The following is a 13,728-nucleotide window of genomic DNA, read 5'->3' on the forward strand; positions in this document are numbered from 1 at the left end:
TTTTTTGGGGCACCAACCAACAAGGCGGGACCGCGGACCGTTATGCCGGTCGCGTCCACGTCGTCTGGCCGAGCGACGAGTGCTTCGGTCTATGCGGACTTCCGATCGAAGAGATCTGGGAACAGCGACCACCGGTCCCGGACACCTTGTGCCCGCTGTGCTGCGTGCGCGCTATGGCCGCTCTCTTCCCGGCCTTCGCTGTTTCCTTAATGGGCTCATCTGGGCCACGGCGGCACGAGCTCGCTGAACCTGGCGATTCGCCTCCCTGGTAGCAGACAGGCAGGAACGCGGTTTTGTTGACGTAGAACGGAATTGGAGTACGCAGGCAGTGATTCAACTTATTGATTGTTACGGAGAGAAGGGCGGCTGGCGTAGGCGTGTTCGCTGTACGCGCCGGAGCAGCTTGGGAGATCGAGTATCGATCGGCGAAGTTTCGGAGGGAATCGACTCTCGGCTGATCGTCGCGGTCCAGAATGGAGACATTATGGCGTATGGCGAACTCTTCGAGCGGCATGTCACGTCGGCTCGGAAGCTGGCCCGACAGCTTGCCCGTTCGAGCGTCGAGGCTGACGATTTGGTGGCCGAGGCGTTCAGTAAGGTGCTCGAGATAATCCGTTCTGGCCGGGGCCCGAGCTCCGCTTTTCGTACGTACTTGCTCACCGCACTGCGTAACACCGCCTATACGAAGACGCGTAGAGATCGGAAAGTCGCGCTGTCGGAGGACATCACGGCGACAGTCGATCCTGTGCTGGTTAGCGTGCCCTTCAACGACACGGCGATGGCCAGACTGGAGCGAGGCTTTGCGGCCAGGGCGTTCGCGCGGTTGCCTGAGCGGTGGCAGGACGTACTTTGGCGCACCGAAATCGAAGGTAGGACGCCTGCGGATATCGCGCCCGAACTGGGGCTTACAGCCAACGGTGTGTCGGCTTTGGCTTGCCGAGCACGAGAAGGACTTCGTCAACGTTATCTTCAGGCGCATTTGACTGTCGACAACGCGAAACGATGCGCTCCCACGGTTAAACGCCTTGGGGCATGGACCCGGGACGGCTTGCTGAAGCGCGAGGCCAGCCAGGTTGAGGAACATCTCAGATCTTGCGAATCATGCCGTTCGCTATCGGTGGAACTGGCCGAAATCAATCGTGCCTTCCGCGTCGGCAGACGAGCTGGCGCCGGTTCTTTTGTAGCCGATCAACCCCGTTCACGATGAGTGACAGGATGCCTGCGATCGGGTGAAAGTTCGCTGATGGTATCCAGATGGCGACTCTCCGGGCATACCGTGGCTGGTCCAGACGTGTGACGCCGTTAAGGCGACTGGATAGGCACAACCGCGCGGTGGGGAGGGACCAAGTGCGGCGTGTGGGAGGGGCGGGCCTTGTCGACTCGTTGCGAGTCGGCGAGTTTCGTGCGCTGTGGTCGGCCGAAGGTGTTTCGATCCTCGGTGATCAACTCGCGAGGGTGGCTCTGGCGGTTCTGGTCTTCGATCGGACATCGTCGGCTGTACTCACAGCGCTGACTTATGCGCTGACCTTCGTTCCTGCTGTTCTCGGCGGGTTTCTGCTGTCTGGGCTAGCCGACAGGTTTCCACGTAAGCGTGTCCTCGTTTTGACCGATCTCGTGCGGGCGGGGTTGGCTGCGGCAATGGCCGTTCCCGGTATGCCGCTCTGGCTGCTTTGGGCGTTGGTCGGTCTACTGACCATGGCCTCGGCGCCATTCAAAGCAGCCCAGCTGGCGCTCTTACCGGACGTGCTGGGCGATGACCGCTATCAAGCTGGTCTAGCGCTTCGTCAGATGACGGTCCAGATCGCCCAAGTGGCCGGCTTCGGGCTCGGCGGCATTCTTGTCGGCGTGCTCAGCCCGTCAGGTGCGCTGGTTGTCGATGCCGTCACTTTCGGGCTGAGCGCGCTGATCATCGCGGCGGGTGTTCGGCCAAACAGGGCGGGGAAGGAGGGTGCGGCCGAAGAGGTCGACCCAGCCGCGCAGCGGCGCGGCATCGATTTCAGGTTGGCAGTGCCCTTCATCTTGGGGGCGTTGATCGGGCTCTTCGTGGTGCCTGAGGGCCTCGCCGCCCCCTATGCGGGAGCTCTCGGAGCGGGCACGGTCGCGATCGGTCTGCTGATGGCAGCCGATCCCGTCGGCAGCGTGATCGGAGCGTGGTGGGCGGCGAAGACCAGCTCGCCGGCGACGCCGACTCAGCGAGCTGTCGTCGTACCTGCGGCACTGGCGGGTATACCGCTTGTCGCCTGTGCATTCTTGCCGGGAATCGGCTGGTCAATCACGTTGTGGGCGCTCTCCGGCGTCTTCTCGACGATCTACCTGATCCGTTTGCAGCCCATGATCGTCGCGGTCGTCCCGGATTCCCGGCGCGGCGCTGTCATGGGCAGATTCAGCACCACCGTCTACGCCGGTCAAGGCGTTGCGATCCTGGGCGGCGGAGCCGTCGCTGAACTGATCGGGCCGAAATACACTGTGGCGGTCGCAGGTGTGTTGGCCACGGTCCTGGTCGTCGCCGTCGGCGCAGCCTGGAAGATGGCTCGTCCCCGACGCGTCAGGATCACCGAGGACGAGCCTGCACAAGCTGATCAGGCGACACGAAGACCATCAGACTTCCTTGTTACGCATCGTGGCCTCCTCCCGGGACGTCCGGCTGAAGGAGGAGGTCCCGCCGGCCAGGAAGCGGCGACTTCGGAGACCGGCCCCTCCTCCGAAGGGAACGGAAGTGCGGTCAGTATGCAGGGGAAGTCACAGAGCGCGCATGACGGTAGCCCGATCGGACGCGTAGGCTGGTCCGTTTGGTCTCACTCTCTGTATGCGCGCGCGTTCATCGTGTTCATCGAAATGGCCGCAATCGCGGCCGTCGGCGTCAGCGCGGCTCTTGATCCGCCCTCGTGGGCAGACGTCCGCGTCTGTCTGTTCGTCATGGCCTTCGGGGTGATCGCGGCCGAGCTGGCGCGCAGCGTCGAACGGCGTCGCCGGCGCTTCGCGGACACACCGCACGTCAATTTCTCGTCGGTATGGACACTCGCTGGTGCTCTTATCCTCTCCCCGTCTCTCGCCGCCGTCCTCGCCGTCGTTCTCTATGTCCACCTCTGGCTCCGTTGTTCGCGCGGCGTGGCCGGGACCTTCGTCTCGAGGTTCGCCTTCAACGCGGCCAACGTGATCCTGTCCTGCCAGGTGGCTGGATGGCTCGCCAAGCAGATGCACTTGGCGCCCATGACGCACGAGTTCGACGGCTCGGACGCGCTGGCGTGCGCCGCGGTCGTCATCGTGTACTTCACCGTCAACTCGCTGATCGCCGCGATCACCATCGCGATCGTGCGTCTCGACAGGACGGCTACGAGGCTCCTCGGACCGTTTAGCGAGAACGCGCTTGAACTCGCGACGCTGTGCATGGGCGTCGTGACCGCTCTCTTGCTCAGCATGCACCCCACGCTCGTGGTGCTGATCTTCGTGCCGCTGTACGCGCTGCACAGGTCGGTCCTGATCCGGCAGTTCGAGCACGCGGCCACCATCGACTCGAAGACCGGCCTGTTGAACTCGACCGCATGGCATGCCCTCGCTGAAGCTGAGTTCGCGCGAGCTGAACGCAACGGCACGAGGGTCGGTGTCCTGATGATCGACCTTGATCACTTCCGTCGGATCAACAACGCCTTCGGTCATCAAGCCGGAGATCGAGCACTTCGCGCCGTTGGCCAGGTTCTCCAGAGTATCGGCGGGGAAGATTGCAGCGGTCGGTTCGGTGGCGAAGAGTTTGTCGTAATTCTTCCCGACGTAACTCAGGACGAGCTCAGAGCCGTTGCCGACCGGACGTGCGAGGCGATCTTCGGTCTGCGCGTCGACGGGATCCACGATCACGCCGCGGGCGATCAGCACCCGCTCAGTGCGTCGATCGGAGCCGCCCTATACCCGGATACCGGGAAGAGTCTCGAGGATGTGCTCCTGGCTGCCGATCTGGCCTTGTTCGCCGCGAAGGACGGTGGGCGAAACCAGGTTCGCATGATGACGTCGACTGCTTGATCAAGTCTTGTCAGTGCTGGGGGAGGCGTCTTTCGCCAGGCTGTTGCGATTCTGCTGTGCCCATGTCGCCAACGGCCGCAGGGCACGCAGAAGCTCCTTGCCGCTGGGAGTGAGCCGATACCAGACGCTGCCCCCGATCTGGCTTCCCTCAGCACGGCGAACGACAAGCCCGTTGTCCCGAGCCCGTTGAAGAGTGTCGGTCAGAACCTTGTCCGTGACCGGCTTCGGATGCGACACCCATCCGACGCGCTCCTCGACGCCGTTCACGTCCGCCATCAGATCCTTGTAGCGCCTCTCGCCCAGCGCGAGCGTGGCTAATACCGCCACCGTCCATTGACCGGAGAGCACGGCCAGTGCCTCGTGCAGGCTTTGGCGGTACGGGACGTCCCAGTCATTGGTCACGGCCCCTACCTACCACGAGAGAACTTGCGCCGGTGCAAATAAGCGGTCCGATGTCCACTGTTCGAGTGAAGATCAACGTACTGAGCCAAGGCTCAGTACGTACTTACCTTGCAGATAGTCGGGGCTGACCAGCTAGAACGGACTGGCCCGGACGTTTTAGCTCCGGGGACGGAAGTAGGTGACCGGCTCGGTTCGGAGCCGGCGATTGCTCCGGACCAGGCCGGTCACCATCACCGACAAGGAGGGCGAGGCCATGACGATTCGCTCGTGCTTGCGCACCTCGCCGGGGAGTGCCAACAGTGCCGATCGTGGAGTACGTAATCGGAGTCGGGAGCTTCGCAGCAGGGCCGGCGTTGCTTGCCGCTGCGGAGCGCTCGACGAACACGGTTCTGGTGACCAGGCCCCGTACACGGTTCGCGGTCGCGGCCACGATGTCGGCGGCAACGGTGGCGGCGAGCTGGATCGCCTGGCTTCGGCTGGGCGCGACGCCGAGCTGGCTGGTGTGGTGTTGGGCCTATGCGCTGGGAGTTGGTCTCGCGCTCACGGATCTCCGATGCCGACGACTTCCGTTTCCGATGGTGACGGCGCTGGCAGGCGGTTGTGCCGTGGTTTTCTTCGGCATCGCGGTCATGGACGGAGCTTGGTCGAGATTCGGTTTCGCCTGCGCGTCCGCCGTGGTCGCGTTCGGTCTCGCGTCTCTGGTTCAAGTCTTCGCGCCCGACCACACCGGAGGAGGCGATACGGCGCTGTACGGCGCCCTCGCGTTGTTCCTCGGGTGGTTCGGATGGGATGGCTTACTGCGGGGCCTGCTGATCGCCAGCGGACTGACCGCAGCGGTCGCCCTCGTGGTCGCGGTGTCGTCCAAGAGCGTGAATTCCACGTTCGCCGCGGGGCCGTCGCTGCTCGGCGGAGCGTTGGTGAGCGTCCTCGTGGCATAGACAAGTCGGTGACCGTGTCCGGACGACCTGTTCGTGTATCGGTAGTGGTCAGCAATGGGGAGGAAATCGTGAACAAAGTCGGCACTCGGCGGGTGGCCCTGCCACTCGCCCTGGTCGGATCGGCAGTGGTTCTGCTGGTTGGCTGTAGCGGCGGCACTGGACAGGTAACGCCCTCGTCGCCGAATCTGTCCGCTCCGCCTCAAGCGGCGACTTCTTCGGGTCAGGACGAGCGGGCAGCGGTCGAGACGGCTTACTCCGCGTTCTGGTCCCGGACTCTTCAGACCGATGACGAGCCGGAAGAAACGTGGCGGGCCGCGATGGCAACGGTGGCGGTGGATCCCCAGCTCACCACGACGCTGAACGCGATGCGCACGCAGAAGCAAGCGGGGATCAAGGTCTACGGCGATGTCACAGCACGGATTCAATCAGTCCAGATCGATGGCGCCTCCGCCAAGTTGACTGATTGCCAGGACGCTTCGCGTACAGGCCAAGCGGATGCCACGACCGGCGACCCGAAAACTGTCGGGGTGCCGAGGAATCCAGTGGCCGCCGACCTCAAGCGGGACAGCACGGACGGCCGGTGGCGAGTCGCCCAGGTCGCGTTCCCCGGCGGGACATGTTGATGACCCGGCCACGCAGCACGCGGGCGACCTCATTGGGGCTCGCCTGCCTGATTGGAGGAGCGGTTGTCGCCTTGCCGCCCCGGGCGAACGCCGCGGTGCCACCGACCGTCGATGACGGTCAGGTCATCGTGGTGCCGGGCGACTCGTCGGGACTTGTCGCTCCGCCGCAGGTCGACATGGAGGCGCTGCGGCAGCGAGGGCAGGCGCCCGTCCGACCAGGTGGCCCGGGAAGGAAGCCGGTCGGTCAAGACCGGCGGGCGGGCGGTGCGATCAAAGCACCGGAATCGCCGGACGGGCTTCCTGCGGGCTGTTCGCTCGGTGGTTTCGGGGTGGGTGGTTCACCTGGCGTTGGTCGGCCGGGTGGCAGTGCGTTCGGCATCCGCTGCGTCCCCTCGCTGCCGGTCGACGAACTCGCGGCTTCAGGTGGACCGGCGGCTCCGCCCTTGCCGACTCCGGCGGAGCTTGCCGCGCGCGCATTCGAGCAGCTGCAGTTACCGTTGCCCGTTCCTCGGCATTCGCCGGATGTGCGGTTGCCCGATGGCAGGACCGCCACGATCGTGGGGGAGAACACCTGGATCTGGACCGATCGCGGCGTGTGGAAACCGGCGGTCGAGCGGGTACAGGCCGGTCCGGTGTGGGCCGAGGTGACCGCGACGCCAACGGGGATGACCTTCAACTCGGGGTACGGCGGGTCGATGTCCTGCTCGGGGTCGGGAACACCGTATGACCGGTCCCTCGGGCTGCACGCCGCCAGCCCTGATTGCGGTTTCGTGTACACCCGCAGCTCGGTCGGGCAGCCGAATGATCAGACCACCGCGGAGTGGGCGATCCAGTGGTCGGTGAGCTGGATCGGCTCGGATGGTTCCGGTTCGGTGGGCGGTGACTTCCCGCTGATGCAGTCCCGGGCGAGGGCGACGTTCGCTGTCGCCGAGGTTCAGGCCTTGCGCGCGAATTAGAACTGCACTTCTCGAAACCGTATTCAAGACGTTCTGAGCACGTCGAACGCAATTCTTGGGTTGTGAAGGAATACTGCTATGGGTACCGCTTTGTCTTTTTCGCGCCCGCCGGAATCGCGCGGCAGTGGCTCGGCGTTCGTCGGCCAGCCCGAGGACGACGAGCCGCCGCGGGTGCCACGGCGACGGCGCTGGTGGCTGTTGGGGGTCGCGGTGGTGCTGGCCGCGGTCGTCGCGTTCGGCAACTACGCCTTGATCGCGGGGCAGGACGACCGGGTCGATGTCCTCGTGCTCACCCGTGAGGTGGGTTGGGGGCAGACGATCGTAGAGGGCGATGTCGGTGTGGCCAAGGCCGTCCCGGACCAGCCGCTGGCGTTCATCCCAGTCGGTGACAAAGCCAGGGTCGTCGGGCAGGTCGCGCGGTCGATTCTGCCTGCCGGGACGGTGCTGGCACCGGGGCAGCTGTCCGGGCAGCCGATTCCGGGGCCGGGCGAGCGGCTGGTGGGGCTTCCCGTGCGGCCGGGTCACCTGCCCGCCCGTGGCTTATCGGCTGGGGATCTGGTGCAGGTCACCCCGATCGCGGCCAGTAGCGGGCCGGACGTTGGGCAGGCTCCGGCGAACACGTCCGGTCCGTTTCGTGCGCGGGTGCTCGGCGTCGGCCCGCCGGATTCCGCCGGAGCGGTCACGGTCGATGTCGTCGTCGGTACTGATGCCGCGCATGCCGCGACCAGCGCCTCCGCTGGGCAGGTCGTCGTGGTCCAGCTCGGGCCGGGCGAGTGAAAAAGATCGGCTTCCGAAGGAGTGGTGAGTGAGATGGCGATGATCACGATCGTGTCGGGCAAGGGGGCGCCGGGCGGGACGACGACGCTGGCCGCGTTGGCTGCGGCCTGGCCCGTGCCGGTGCTGTTGGCCGACTGCGACCCGGCGGGGGGTGACCTGGCGCCGGGCTGGCTGGGGCATTGGGTGGTGAACGGGTTTCTCCGTACTGACGTCGGTGTGTTGTCGCATTTCATCGCGACCCGGCACGCGACCGCCGGGGACCCGGCGTCGCTGATCGAGCACGTCCAGGAGGTTCCTCCGGCGCGGCATGTCGGCCTGCTGGCCGGGCTGAGTACACCGGGCCAGCACACCGCGGTCGGCGCGGCCGGATGGACCCGCCTGACCGTCGGTCTGGCCGCGTTCAGGACCGCGGCCGGGCATCCGGCCGACGCGCTGGTCGACCTCGGCCGCTACAGCTCGGCGACGCCGTGGCCGGTGCTGCTCGCGGCGGATCTCGTGCTGGTGGCGGTGCGCCCAACGCAGCGGCACGTGCTGGCCGCGCGCCCCGTCCTGGCCGAGCTCGCCGAGCGGATTCTGCCGCAACGGCTGGGGCTGGCCGTCTGCGCGACAACGCCCGCAGGCACCCGCGAAGTCCGCGTGGCGCTGGGACGGGAAGCCGCGGTGGAAATTCCGATGGCCGCGCGAACGGCGGCGGTGTTCTCCGACGGCATCGACGGAGGAACGTCTCCGCACCGGTCGCCGTTGCTGCGCGCCGCGCGTCGCGTCGCGCGCCGTCTCCACGGCACTTACCACAGCTACGCGCCGAGCGAGCCGCGCATTCCGGCCGCGGCCGCACCGTCCCGCCTACTTTCCGGAGGTACACGATGACGTTGCCGCGCAACGGGTTCCGCTTGCCACATGATCCGGCAGTGTCGCCGTATCCAGTGACGTTGCCGCCACCGCGCAGTAACTCGGCGGGATCCGCAACAGCGATACCGCGTACACCGCGGCGGGAGAGTGTGCAGACAGGGCGGCTCGACCCCGAGGCTGTCAGGGAGATCCGGGAAGCGGTCGCTGCCCGGCTGGAACGCATCGCCGCGGGCGAGTCCCATGTGGACACACCGCTGACGAACGAGGAGCAGCAGGCGCGGATGCGCGCCTACGTGGCCGACGAGGTCTCCGGCTGGGTGCAACGCCGCGCGACCGCCGGACACGCGCCGCTGCCGGTGGCCGAGGAACGCCGATTGAACCGAGCGGTCGTGGCGGCGCTATCCGGGCTCGGCGCGCTGGAGGAACTGTTGGAGCGCAACGACGTGGAGAACATTCACGTGCACGGCTGTGACCGGGTCCTGCTGGAGCTGGCGGACGGCACGGTCGAGCAGTGGCCGCACCCGGTTGCCGACACCGACGCCGATCTCGTGGAGATGCTCGCGGCGATGTTTGCCCGCCAAGGCCAGACATCCCGTGAGTTCAACGCCGGCCGCCCGCTGGGAAACCTTCGGATCGGCGCCGGTGGCCCGCTGGGGGCTCGGTTGGCCGCCGTGATGGAGGTTTCCGACCGGCCGCGAGTGGCGATACGCCGCCACCGCCTGGTCGACGTCGGCCTGGAAGATCTCGTGGCCAACGGCACGCTCGATCCGCTGCTCGCGGCCTTCCTGCGCTCGGCCGTTCGGGCGGGCTGCAACGTGATCGTGTCCGGCGGCCCAGCCGCGGGCAAGACGACCCTGCTGCGCGCGCTGTGCACGGAAATCCCGGACTACGAGCACGTCGTCACGGTCGAAGAGGAGTACGAACTCGGGCTGCACATCGGTGCCCGGCCCTTGGTAACCCCCTTGGAAGCCCGTCCCGCGAACTCGGAGGGCATCGGGGAGATCTCCTTGGACGACCTGCTGAAGCAGACGCTGCGGCACTCGCCGAGCCGGGTGATCGTCGGGGAAGTCCGGGCAGGGGAAGTCACCGCGATGCTGCGCGCTCTCGGGAACGGCGCCACGGGCGGTATGTGCACTCTGCACGCCACGAGCGCCTCCGCGGTGTTCGACCGGATCGGCGCGCTCGGACAGCTCGCTCATCCGCCGCTGGCGATCGAGTCGGCCCACCAGTGGACCGCCTCGGCGATCGACCTCGTCGTGCACGTCACCCGCGCCGACCACGACACACCCAGCGGGCAGCGCAGGCAGAGATTCGTCACCGAGATCATCGAGGTCGGCCCGGTCGGAGACTCCGGCCGCCCGGACACCACCAGAATCTTCGCCCCACGCCCGGAAGACGGCCGCGCCGTCCCGGCCTACCCGCCGACCTCTGACCTGCTGGAGCGCCTGGCCAGGCACGGGTTCGACCGCCACTTGTTCGACACCGCCGGTGCCGGCACCTGGCAGACCACCGAGCTGCCGGGCGGAGGCAGGCGATGACGGGCGTCTGGGCCGGCGTGCTCGGCGTCGCCGCGGTAGCGGCGATCGCCTGCGCCGTCGTCGCCTTCCTTCCACCCGCCGCGCGGTCGACGACAACGGCCACGGGACTCAGCGCGGGCTGGAAGACGTTCGCGGCACGGGTACCGAGGCGGCGGCTCGTGGTCGCGGTCGCCGCGGGCGGGGTCGTGTGGTGGGGCACCGGCTGGCCGGTCGCCATCATTCTGACCGTCGCCGCGGCGCTGACGGTGCCGATTCTCGCCCGCGGACACGACGCCCGCCGCGTGATCGCGAGGTTGGACGCCCTCGCCAGCTGGGTTCGGCGTCTCGCCGATGTCCTGGCCTCCGGCGCCGGCGGACTGGAGCAAGCGATCACCACCTCCGCCCGCACCGCCCCCGAAGCACTGGCCAGCGAGATCGAAACCCTCGCGGTGCGTCTGCGGACGCGTGGCCTGGAGGCCGCGCTCCGCGCCTTCGCCGAGGACGTGGGCGACGAAGCCGCCGACGAAGTCGTGCTCGCGCTGATTCTGCGAGCCCGCGCGGGCGGACGCGGACTGGTCGACATTCTCGACAGCAAGGCCACCGCCCTGGAACGCGAGGTCGTCGCCCGCCGCGATATCGAAGCCGACCGCGCGAAACCCCGTACCGATGTCCGCGCCATCCTCGGCATCACCGCGCTCCTGCTCACCGGCCTGGTGGTCTTCGCGCACGAGTTCCTCACCCCGTTCAACGACCTGCTCGGCCAGCTCGTGATGGCCGGGATCGGCGGTCTGCTGGGCGCGGCGGGGTGGTGGATGCACTTGCTGACCCGGACCCGCCGCCCCGCTCGCCTGCTCGGCGCCGCCTCGAGGATCCCGCCCGGGACACCGAAACCGAGGCGCACCGCGGCGGAGGTGCCGCGATGAACCCCGGGATCACCGCTGCGCTGCTGGGCGCACTGGGCGGGTTGGCGCTGGTCTGCGTGCTCCTGGCGCTGCTGCGCCCGGCACCGGTCAACGTGGCAGCCGCGGTCGCCGAACTGGACGACCGTGCCGCCCGCCGTGCTGACGGAGCGCCGCCACGCAGCCGCTGGTCGACCCGGATCGAACGTCTGGCCGGAGTCTCCGGACGATCGTCGAACCGCTGGTGGGGCATCCCTGCCACCGACCTCGACGTCCTCGATCAGACCGCAGACCGCTACCTTGCCCGCCGCCTGACCTGGGCTGCTGCCGCTGCCGGAACTGTGTTCGTGATGGCCGGGCTTAGCTGGTTCGGTGGCATCGACCTTTCTGCCCCGCTGGTGGTGCTGGTCGTGATCGCCGGCGCGGCGGCCGGATCGGTGGTGCCGGTGCTGGCCGTGCAGGAGGACGCCGCTCGGGCGCGGGAGGAATTCCGCCGCGCCATCGCCGCCTATCTCGACCTCGTCGCGCAGGAACGTGCCACCGGCCGAGCCCCCAGTCAGGCACTGGGGGAGGCAGCCGCCGTCGGGGACTCGTGGGTGTTCGCCCGGATCAGCCGCACCCTCGGCCGCGCGACACAGGCTGGCCATACTCCGTGGGAAGCCCTGTCCCGCCTCGGAAAACGTATGGGAGTCGTAGAACTAGCCGACCTGGCCGACATCCTCGCCACCGCAGCCGACGGCGCCGCCATCTACACCACCCTGATCGCCAAATCGAGCTCCCTGCGCGCCGCCGCGCTGGCCACCGACAAAGCCGACGCCAACGCCCGCTCCCAACGCCTCGCGCTCCCCGTCGCACTGCTGCTGGTCGCGTTCCTGCTCCTGGTCATGTACCCCGCCATGATCCGGTTGGCTGCAGGTGGGGGCTAGCCAAAACGGGCGACGACCTCCGTCGCCACCTCCGCTTTCCTTTCCAGAGAAAGAAATCGGCCCCGGTTGAAGGAGAAGTCTGATGCACAACCATGAATCGCCTGCAACGGTGCCGCCAGTGCTCGACTGCGTGCTCCCCGACGGCTACGCCACAGTGCTGCTCAATCCTGCGATGACCCCGCGGCAGTTGCGGCGCAGGCAAGCACTCAGTCTCGTTCGCCCCACGACCATCCTTAAAGGACTTTTCGCCGTGGGGCTGGCCATTCAGATGTCCTGCGGTGGTCACGGATTCGGTGAGAAGTTCGGCATCGGCCTTGTGACCTTGATCGTGGTGCTGGGTGTCTTTCGCCTCTTTGGCCGCTCAGTCAGAGAGACCTCCTTCGAGTACGAAGGCGTACCGCGGCTTCGGCTTCGGTGGGGCGAGTTCTACCGGCGTCGCGATTTCGATGACCTGGGTGCAGATTCCCGTGAACTGGTAGCCGAGTTGCTGACGGGGGTGCAGGTGCTGCACCGGAGTTCGGCGCTCGACTGGCTCGATCCCGCATTGCCGGGTGAGATCCACACAGTGGTGTGGCGGGCTTTGTGCTGCCTCGACCGCAGCCGTGAGGTCCGCGCTGTTGCTGATGAAGTCGCTGCCGAGCTCGACACGGCCGATGACCTGGTCGTCGCGACGCGGCGAGCGGTCGACGACGTCGATTCGAGCCTGCGGGAGGTAACGCGGCATGTGCGGGGGTGTGTCGTGCTCTGTCGTGCGTGGGAACAGAAACTCCGGCGACACGATCTCGCTGCCCGCGTCAGTCTCACCCTGGCCGCCATTCCGGGGCAGGAACACCTCGCCAGGTTGTCGCAGGACTCGGACGCGTTGCCGCGAAACGTGTTCGCTCACGTCACCGCGGCACGGGATATCACGCATTCGGGGGCATTCCCGTGGGAGCAACCTCCGTCCGAGTGGCCCGGAGCAGGTCACCTCCCGGCCGGGCGAACCATCAACACGCCTAACCATGAAGAGGCAGTCATGAACGCAAAGTCAACCAGCAAGCCTTATAGACCAACGACTTCATCGTGAACGGAGAACGAGACTCATGCTTAACCATCTCAAGCGCTGTGCGGCCACAGTCCGGCGACGCGGCGCCCGGCTCGGGCTGGTCCTCACCGCGTGGGTGCTCAGCTTCGCGGTCACTGCAGAAGACCACTGGTCGCGGGCCCGTGCATCGGGAGACCGCGGATCCGAGTCCGTGGAAAAGGCGGTCCTCGTCGCGATCGGCCTCGCCGTGGCGATCGGGCTTGGCTTCGCCATCCGTGCCGCTGTCCAGACCTACCAAGGTCAGATCAAGTGAACCTGTACGTACCTGGAAGCCCTTAACCGCAGAGGAGACCACACGATGCCGACCGCTGAGGAGATCGAACGACGTGTCGCAGTAGCAGACGCTGCTCGGAGTGAGAGGAGGTCCGCCGCGGCGCGGCGCGTCGGTGACTTGGCAGATCGCCACGCCGAGCTGGCCGAGCAACTCGGCGGCATCGAACGCGAACTGGGTGAGGTGCTGGCCGAGTCCGGCGACGTGATCGAGATCGACGAGCTCGCCGGCTTCACCGACGTCCCCGCAACCGAGCTCGCCCGCTGGCTCAACAATGCCAAACCCGGACGCGCCAAGCGGAAGAAGCCTGCCGGAACGAATCCTGCGAAGTCCACCCAGGCCCGGAAACCGGCCTCTTCACACCAGTCAGCGCACACCAACGTCGCCGCGCAGGACATTCCACCCGCGCGCGGCGGTACCGTTCCTCTCCCGGCGGTAGCGTCGTGAAGACATCAACTTTCTCGCTCCGCCA

At 67.0% G+C, this 13,728-nt stretch carries 14 protein-coding genes; 13 read left to right on the top strand and 1 reads right to left on the bottom strand.

The window, feature by feature from the left end:
• Positions 1-484: 484 nt before the first annotated feature.
• Positions 485-1,207, top strand: coding sequence for a sigma-70 family RNA polymerase sigma factor (locus tag ACSMFO_RS16370; protein ID WP_436459336.1), 723 nt, complete (start codon positions 485-487; stop codon positions 1,205-1,207).
• A 140-nt stretch (positions 1,208-1,347) separates the two neighbouring features.
• The gene (locus tag ACSMFO_RS16375; RefSeq protein ID WP_436459338.1) at positions 1,348-4,014 is read left to right on the top strand and encodes an MFS transporter; all 2,667 of its coding nucleotides are present in this window, start codon (positions 1,348-1,350) and stop codon (positions 4,012-4,014) included.
• Here ACSMFO_RS16375 and ACSMFO_RS16380 read toward each other — a convergent pair whose 3' ends face one another.
• Positions 4,015-4,416: a winged helix-turn-helix transcriptional regulator gene (locus ACSMFO_RS16380; RefSeq protein WP_436459340.1), complete on the bottom strand. Its 402-nt coding sequence runs from the start codon at positions 4,414-4,416 to the stop codon at positions 4,015-4,017.
• A 299-nt stretch (positions 4,417-4,715) separates the two neighbouring features.
• On the opposite strand from ACSMFO_RS16380, the gene ACSMFO_RS16385 reads away from it, so the two are divergent.
• From ACSMFO_RS16385 to ACSMFO_RS16435, 11 genes are all read left to right on the top strand, one after another.
• Positions 4,716-5,354: a methyltransferase gene (locus ACSMFO_RS16385; RefSeq protein ID WP_436459342.1), complete on the top strand. Its 639-nt coding sequence runs from the start codon at positions 4,716-4,718 to the stop codon at positions 5,352-5,354.
• 8 nt (positions 5,355-5,362) lie between these two features.
• Positions 5,363-5,977, top strand: coding sequence for a hypothetical protein (locus ACSMFO_RS16390; protein WP_436459344.1), 615 nt, complete (start codon positions 5,363-5,365; stop codon positions 5,975-5,977).
• A gap of 71 nt (positions 5,978-6,048) precedes the next feature.
• The gene (locus ACSMFO_RS16395) at positions 6,049-6,933 is read left to right on the top strand and encodes a hypothetical protein (protein ID WP_436459345.1); all 885 of its coding nucleotides are present in this window, start codon (positions 6,049-6,051) and stop codon (positions 6,931-6,933) included.
• A gap of 78 nt (positions 6,934-7,011) precedes the next feature.
• Positions 7,012-7,710, top strand: a complete 699-nt coding sequence (locus ACSMFO_RS16400; RefSeq protein WP_436459346.1) for an SAF domain-containing protein — start codon at positions 7,012-7,014, stop codon at positions 7,708-7,710.
• 33 nt (positions 7,711-7,743) lie between these two features.
• Positions 7,744-8,577, top strand: a complete 834-nt coding sequence (locus ACSMFO_RS16405; RefSeq protein WP_436459348.1) for a hypothetical protein — start codon at positions 7,744-7,746, stop codon at positions 8,575-8,577.
• A 131-nt stretch (positions 8,578-8,708) separates the two neighbouring features.
• Positions 8,709-10,097 (top strand): CpaF family protein, encoded by a 1,389-nt coding sequence (locus ACSMFO_RS16410; RefSeq protein ID WP_436459349.1) that lies wholly within the window; start codon positions 8,709-8,711, stop codon positions 10,095-10,097.
• On the top strand, positions 10,094-10,999 hold the full coding sequence (locus ACSMFO_RS16415) for a type II secretion system F family protein (protein WP_436459351.1): 906 nt from the start codon (positions 10,094-10,096) through the stop codon (positions 10,997-10,999). Before ACSMFO_RS16410 ends, ACSMFO_RS16415 begins: the two co-directional genes overlap by 4 nt.
• A complete protein-coding gene (locus ACSMFO_RS16420) occupies positions 10,996-11,901 on the top strand; it encodes a type II secretion system F family protein (protein WP_436459352.1) in 906 nt (301 codons plus the stop codon). Before ACSMFO_RS16415 ends, ACSMFO_RS16420 begins: the two co-directional genes overlap by 4 nt.
• 82 nt (positions 11,902-11,983) lie before the next feature.
• Complete coding sequence (locus tag ACSMFO_RS16425) at positions 11,984-12,967, top strand: hypothetical protein (RefSeq protein WP_436459354.1); 984 nt, start codon at positions 11,984-11,986, stop codon at positions 12,965-12,967.
• A gap of 16 nt (positions 12,968-12,983) precedes the next feature.
• Positions 12,984-13,238 carry a hypothetical protein gene (locus tag ACSMFO_RS16430; RefSeq protein ID WP_436459356.1) on the top strand — a complete coding sequence of 85 codons (255 nt, stop codon included), beginning with the start codon at positions 12,984-12,986 and terminating at the stop codon, positions 13,236-13,238.
• Between the two features lie 45 nt (positions 13,239-13,283).
• On the top strand, positions 13,284-13,703 hold the full coding sequence (locus tag ACSMFO_RS16435; protein ID WP_436459357.1) for a hypothetical protein: 420 nt from the start codon (positions 13,284-13,286) through the stop codon (positions 13,701-13,703).
• Positions 13,704-13,728 lie beyond the last annotated feature (25 nt).

This window comes from Amycolatopsis sp. w19, from assembly GCF_051373225.1.
Lineage (GTDB): Bacteria > Actinomycetota > Actinomycetes > Mycobacteriales > Pseudonocardiaceae > Amycolatopsis > Amycolatopsis japonica.

Excerpts from the sequence above, each read along its gene's own strand:
- ACSMFO_RS16425 (WP_436459354.1), top strand. The coding sequence starts at position 11,984 with ATGCACAACCATGAATCGCCTGCAACGGTGCCGCCAGTGCTCGACTGC.
- ACSMFO_RS16370 (WP_436459336.1), top strand. The coding sequence starts at position 485 with ATGGCGTATGGCGAACTCTTCGAGCGGCATGTCACGTCGGCTCGGAAG.
- ACSMFO_RS16430 (WP_436459356.1), top strand. The coding sequence starts at position 12,984 with ATGCTTAACCATCTCAAGCGCTGTGCGGCCACAGTCCGGCGACGCGGC.
- ACSMFO_RS16435 (WP_436459357.1), top strand. The coding sequence starts at position 13,284 with ATGCCGACCGCTGAGGAGATCGAACGACGTGTCGCAGTAGCAGACGCT.
- ACSMFO_RS16405 (WP_436459348.1), top strand. The coding sequence starts at position 7,744 with ATGGCGATGATCACGATCGTGTCGGGCAAGGGGGCGCCGGGCGGGACG.
- ACSMFO_RS16420 (WP_436459352.1), top strand. The coding sequence starts at position 10,996 with ATGAACCCCGGGATCACCGCTGCGCTGCTGGGCGCACTGGGCGGGTTG.
- ACSMFO_RS16400 (WP_436459346.1), top strand. The coding sequence starts at position 7,012 with ATGGGTACCGCTTTGTCTTTTTCGCGCCCGCCGGAATCGCGCGGCAGT.
- ACSMFO_RS16415 (WP_436459351.1), top strand. The coding sequence starts at position 10,094 with ATGACGGGCGTCTGGGCCGGCGTGCTCGGCGTCGCCGCGGTAGCGGCG.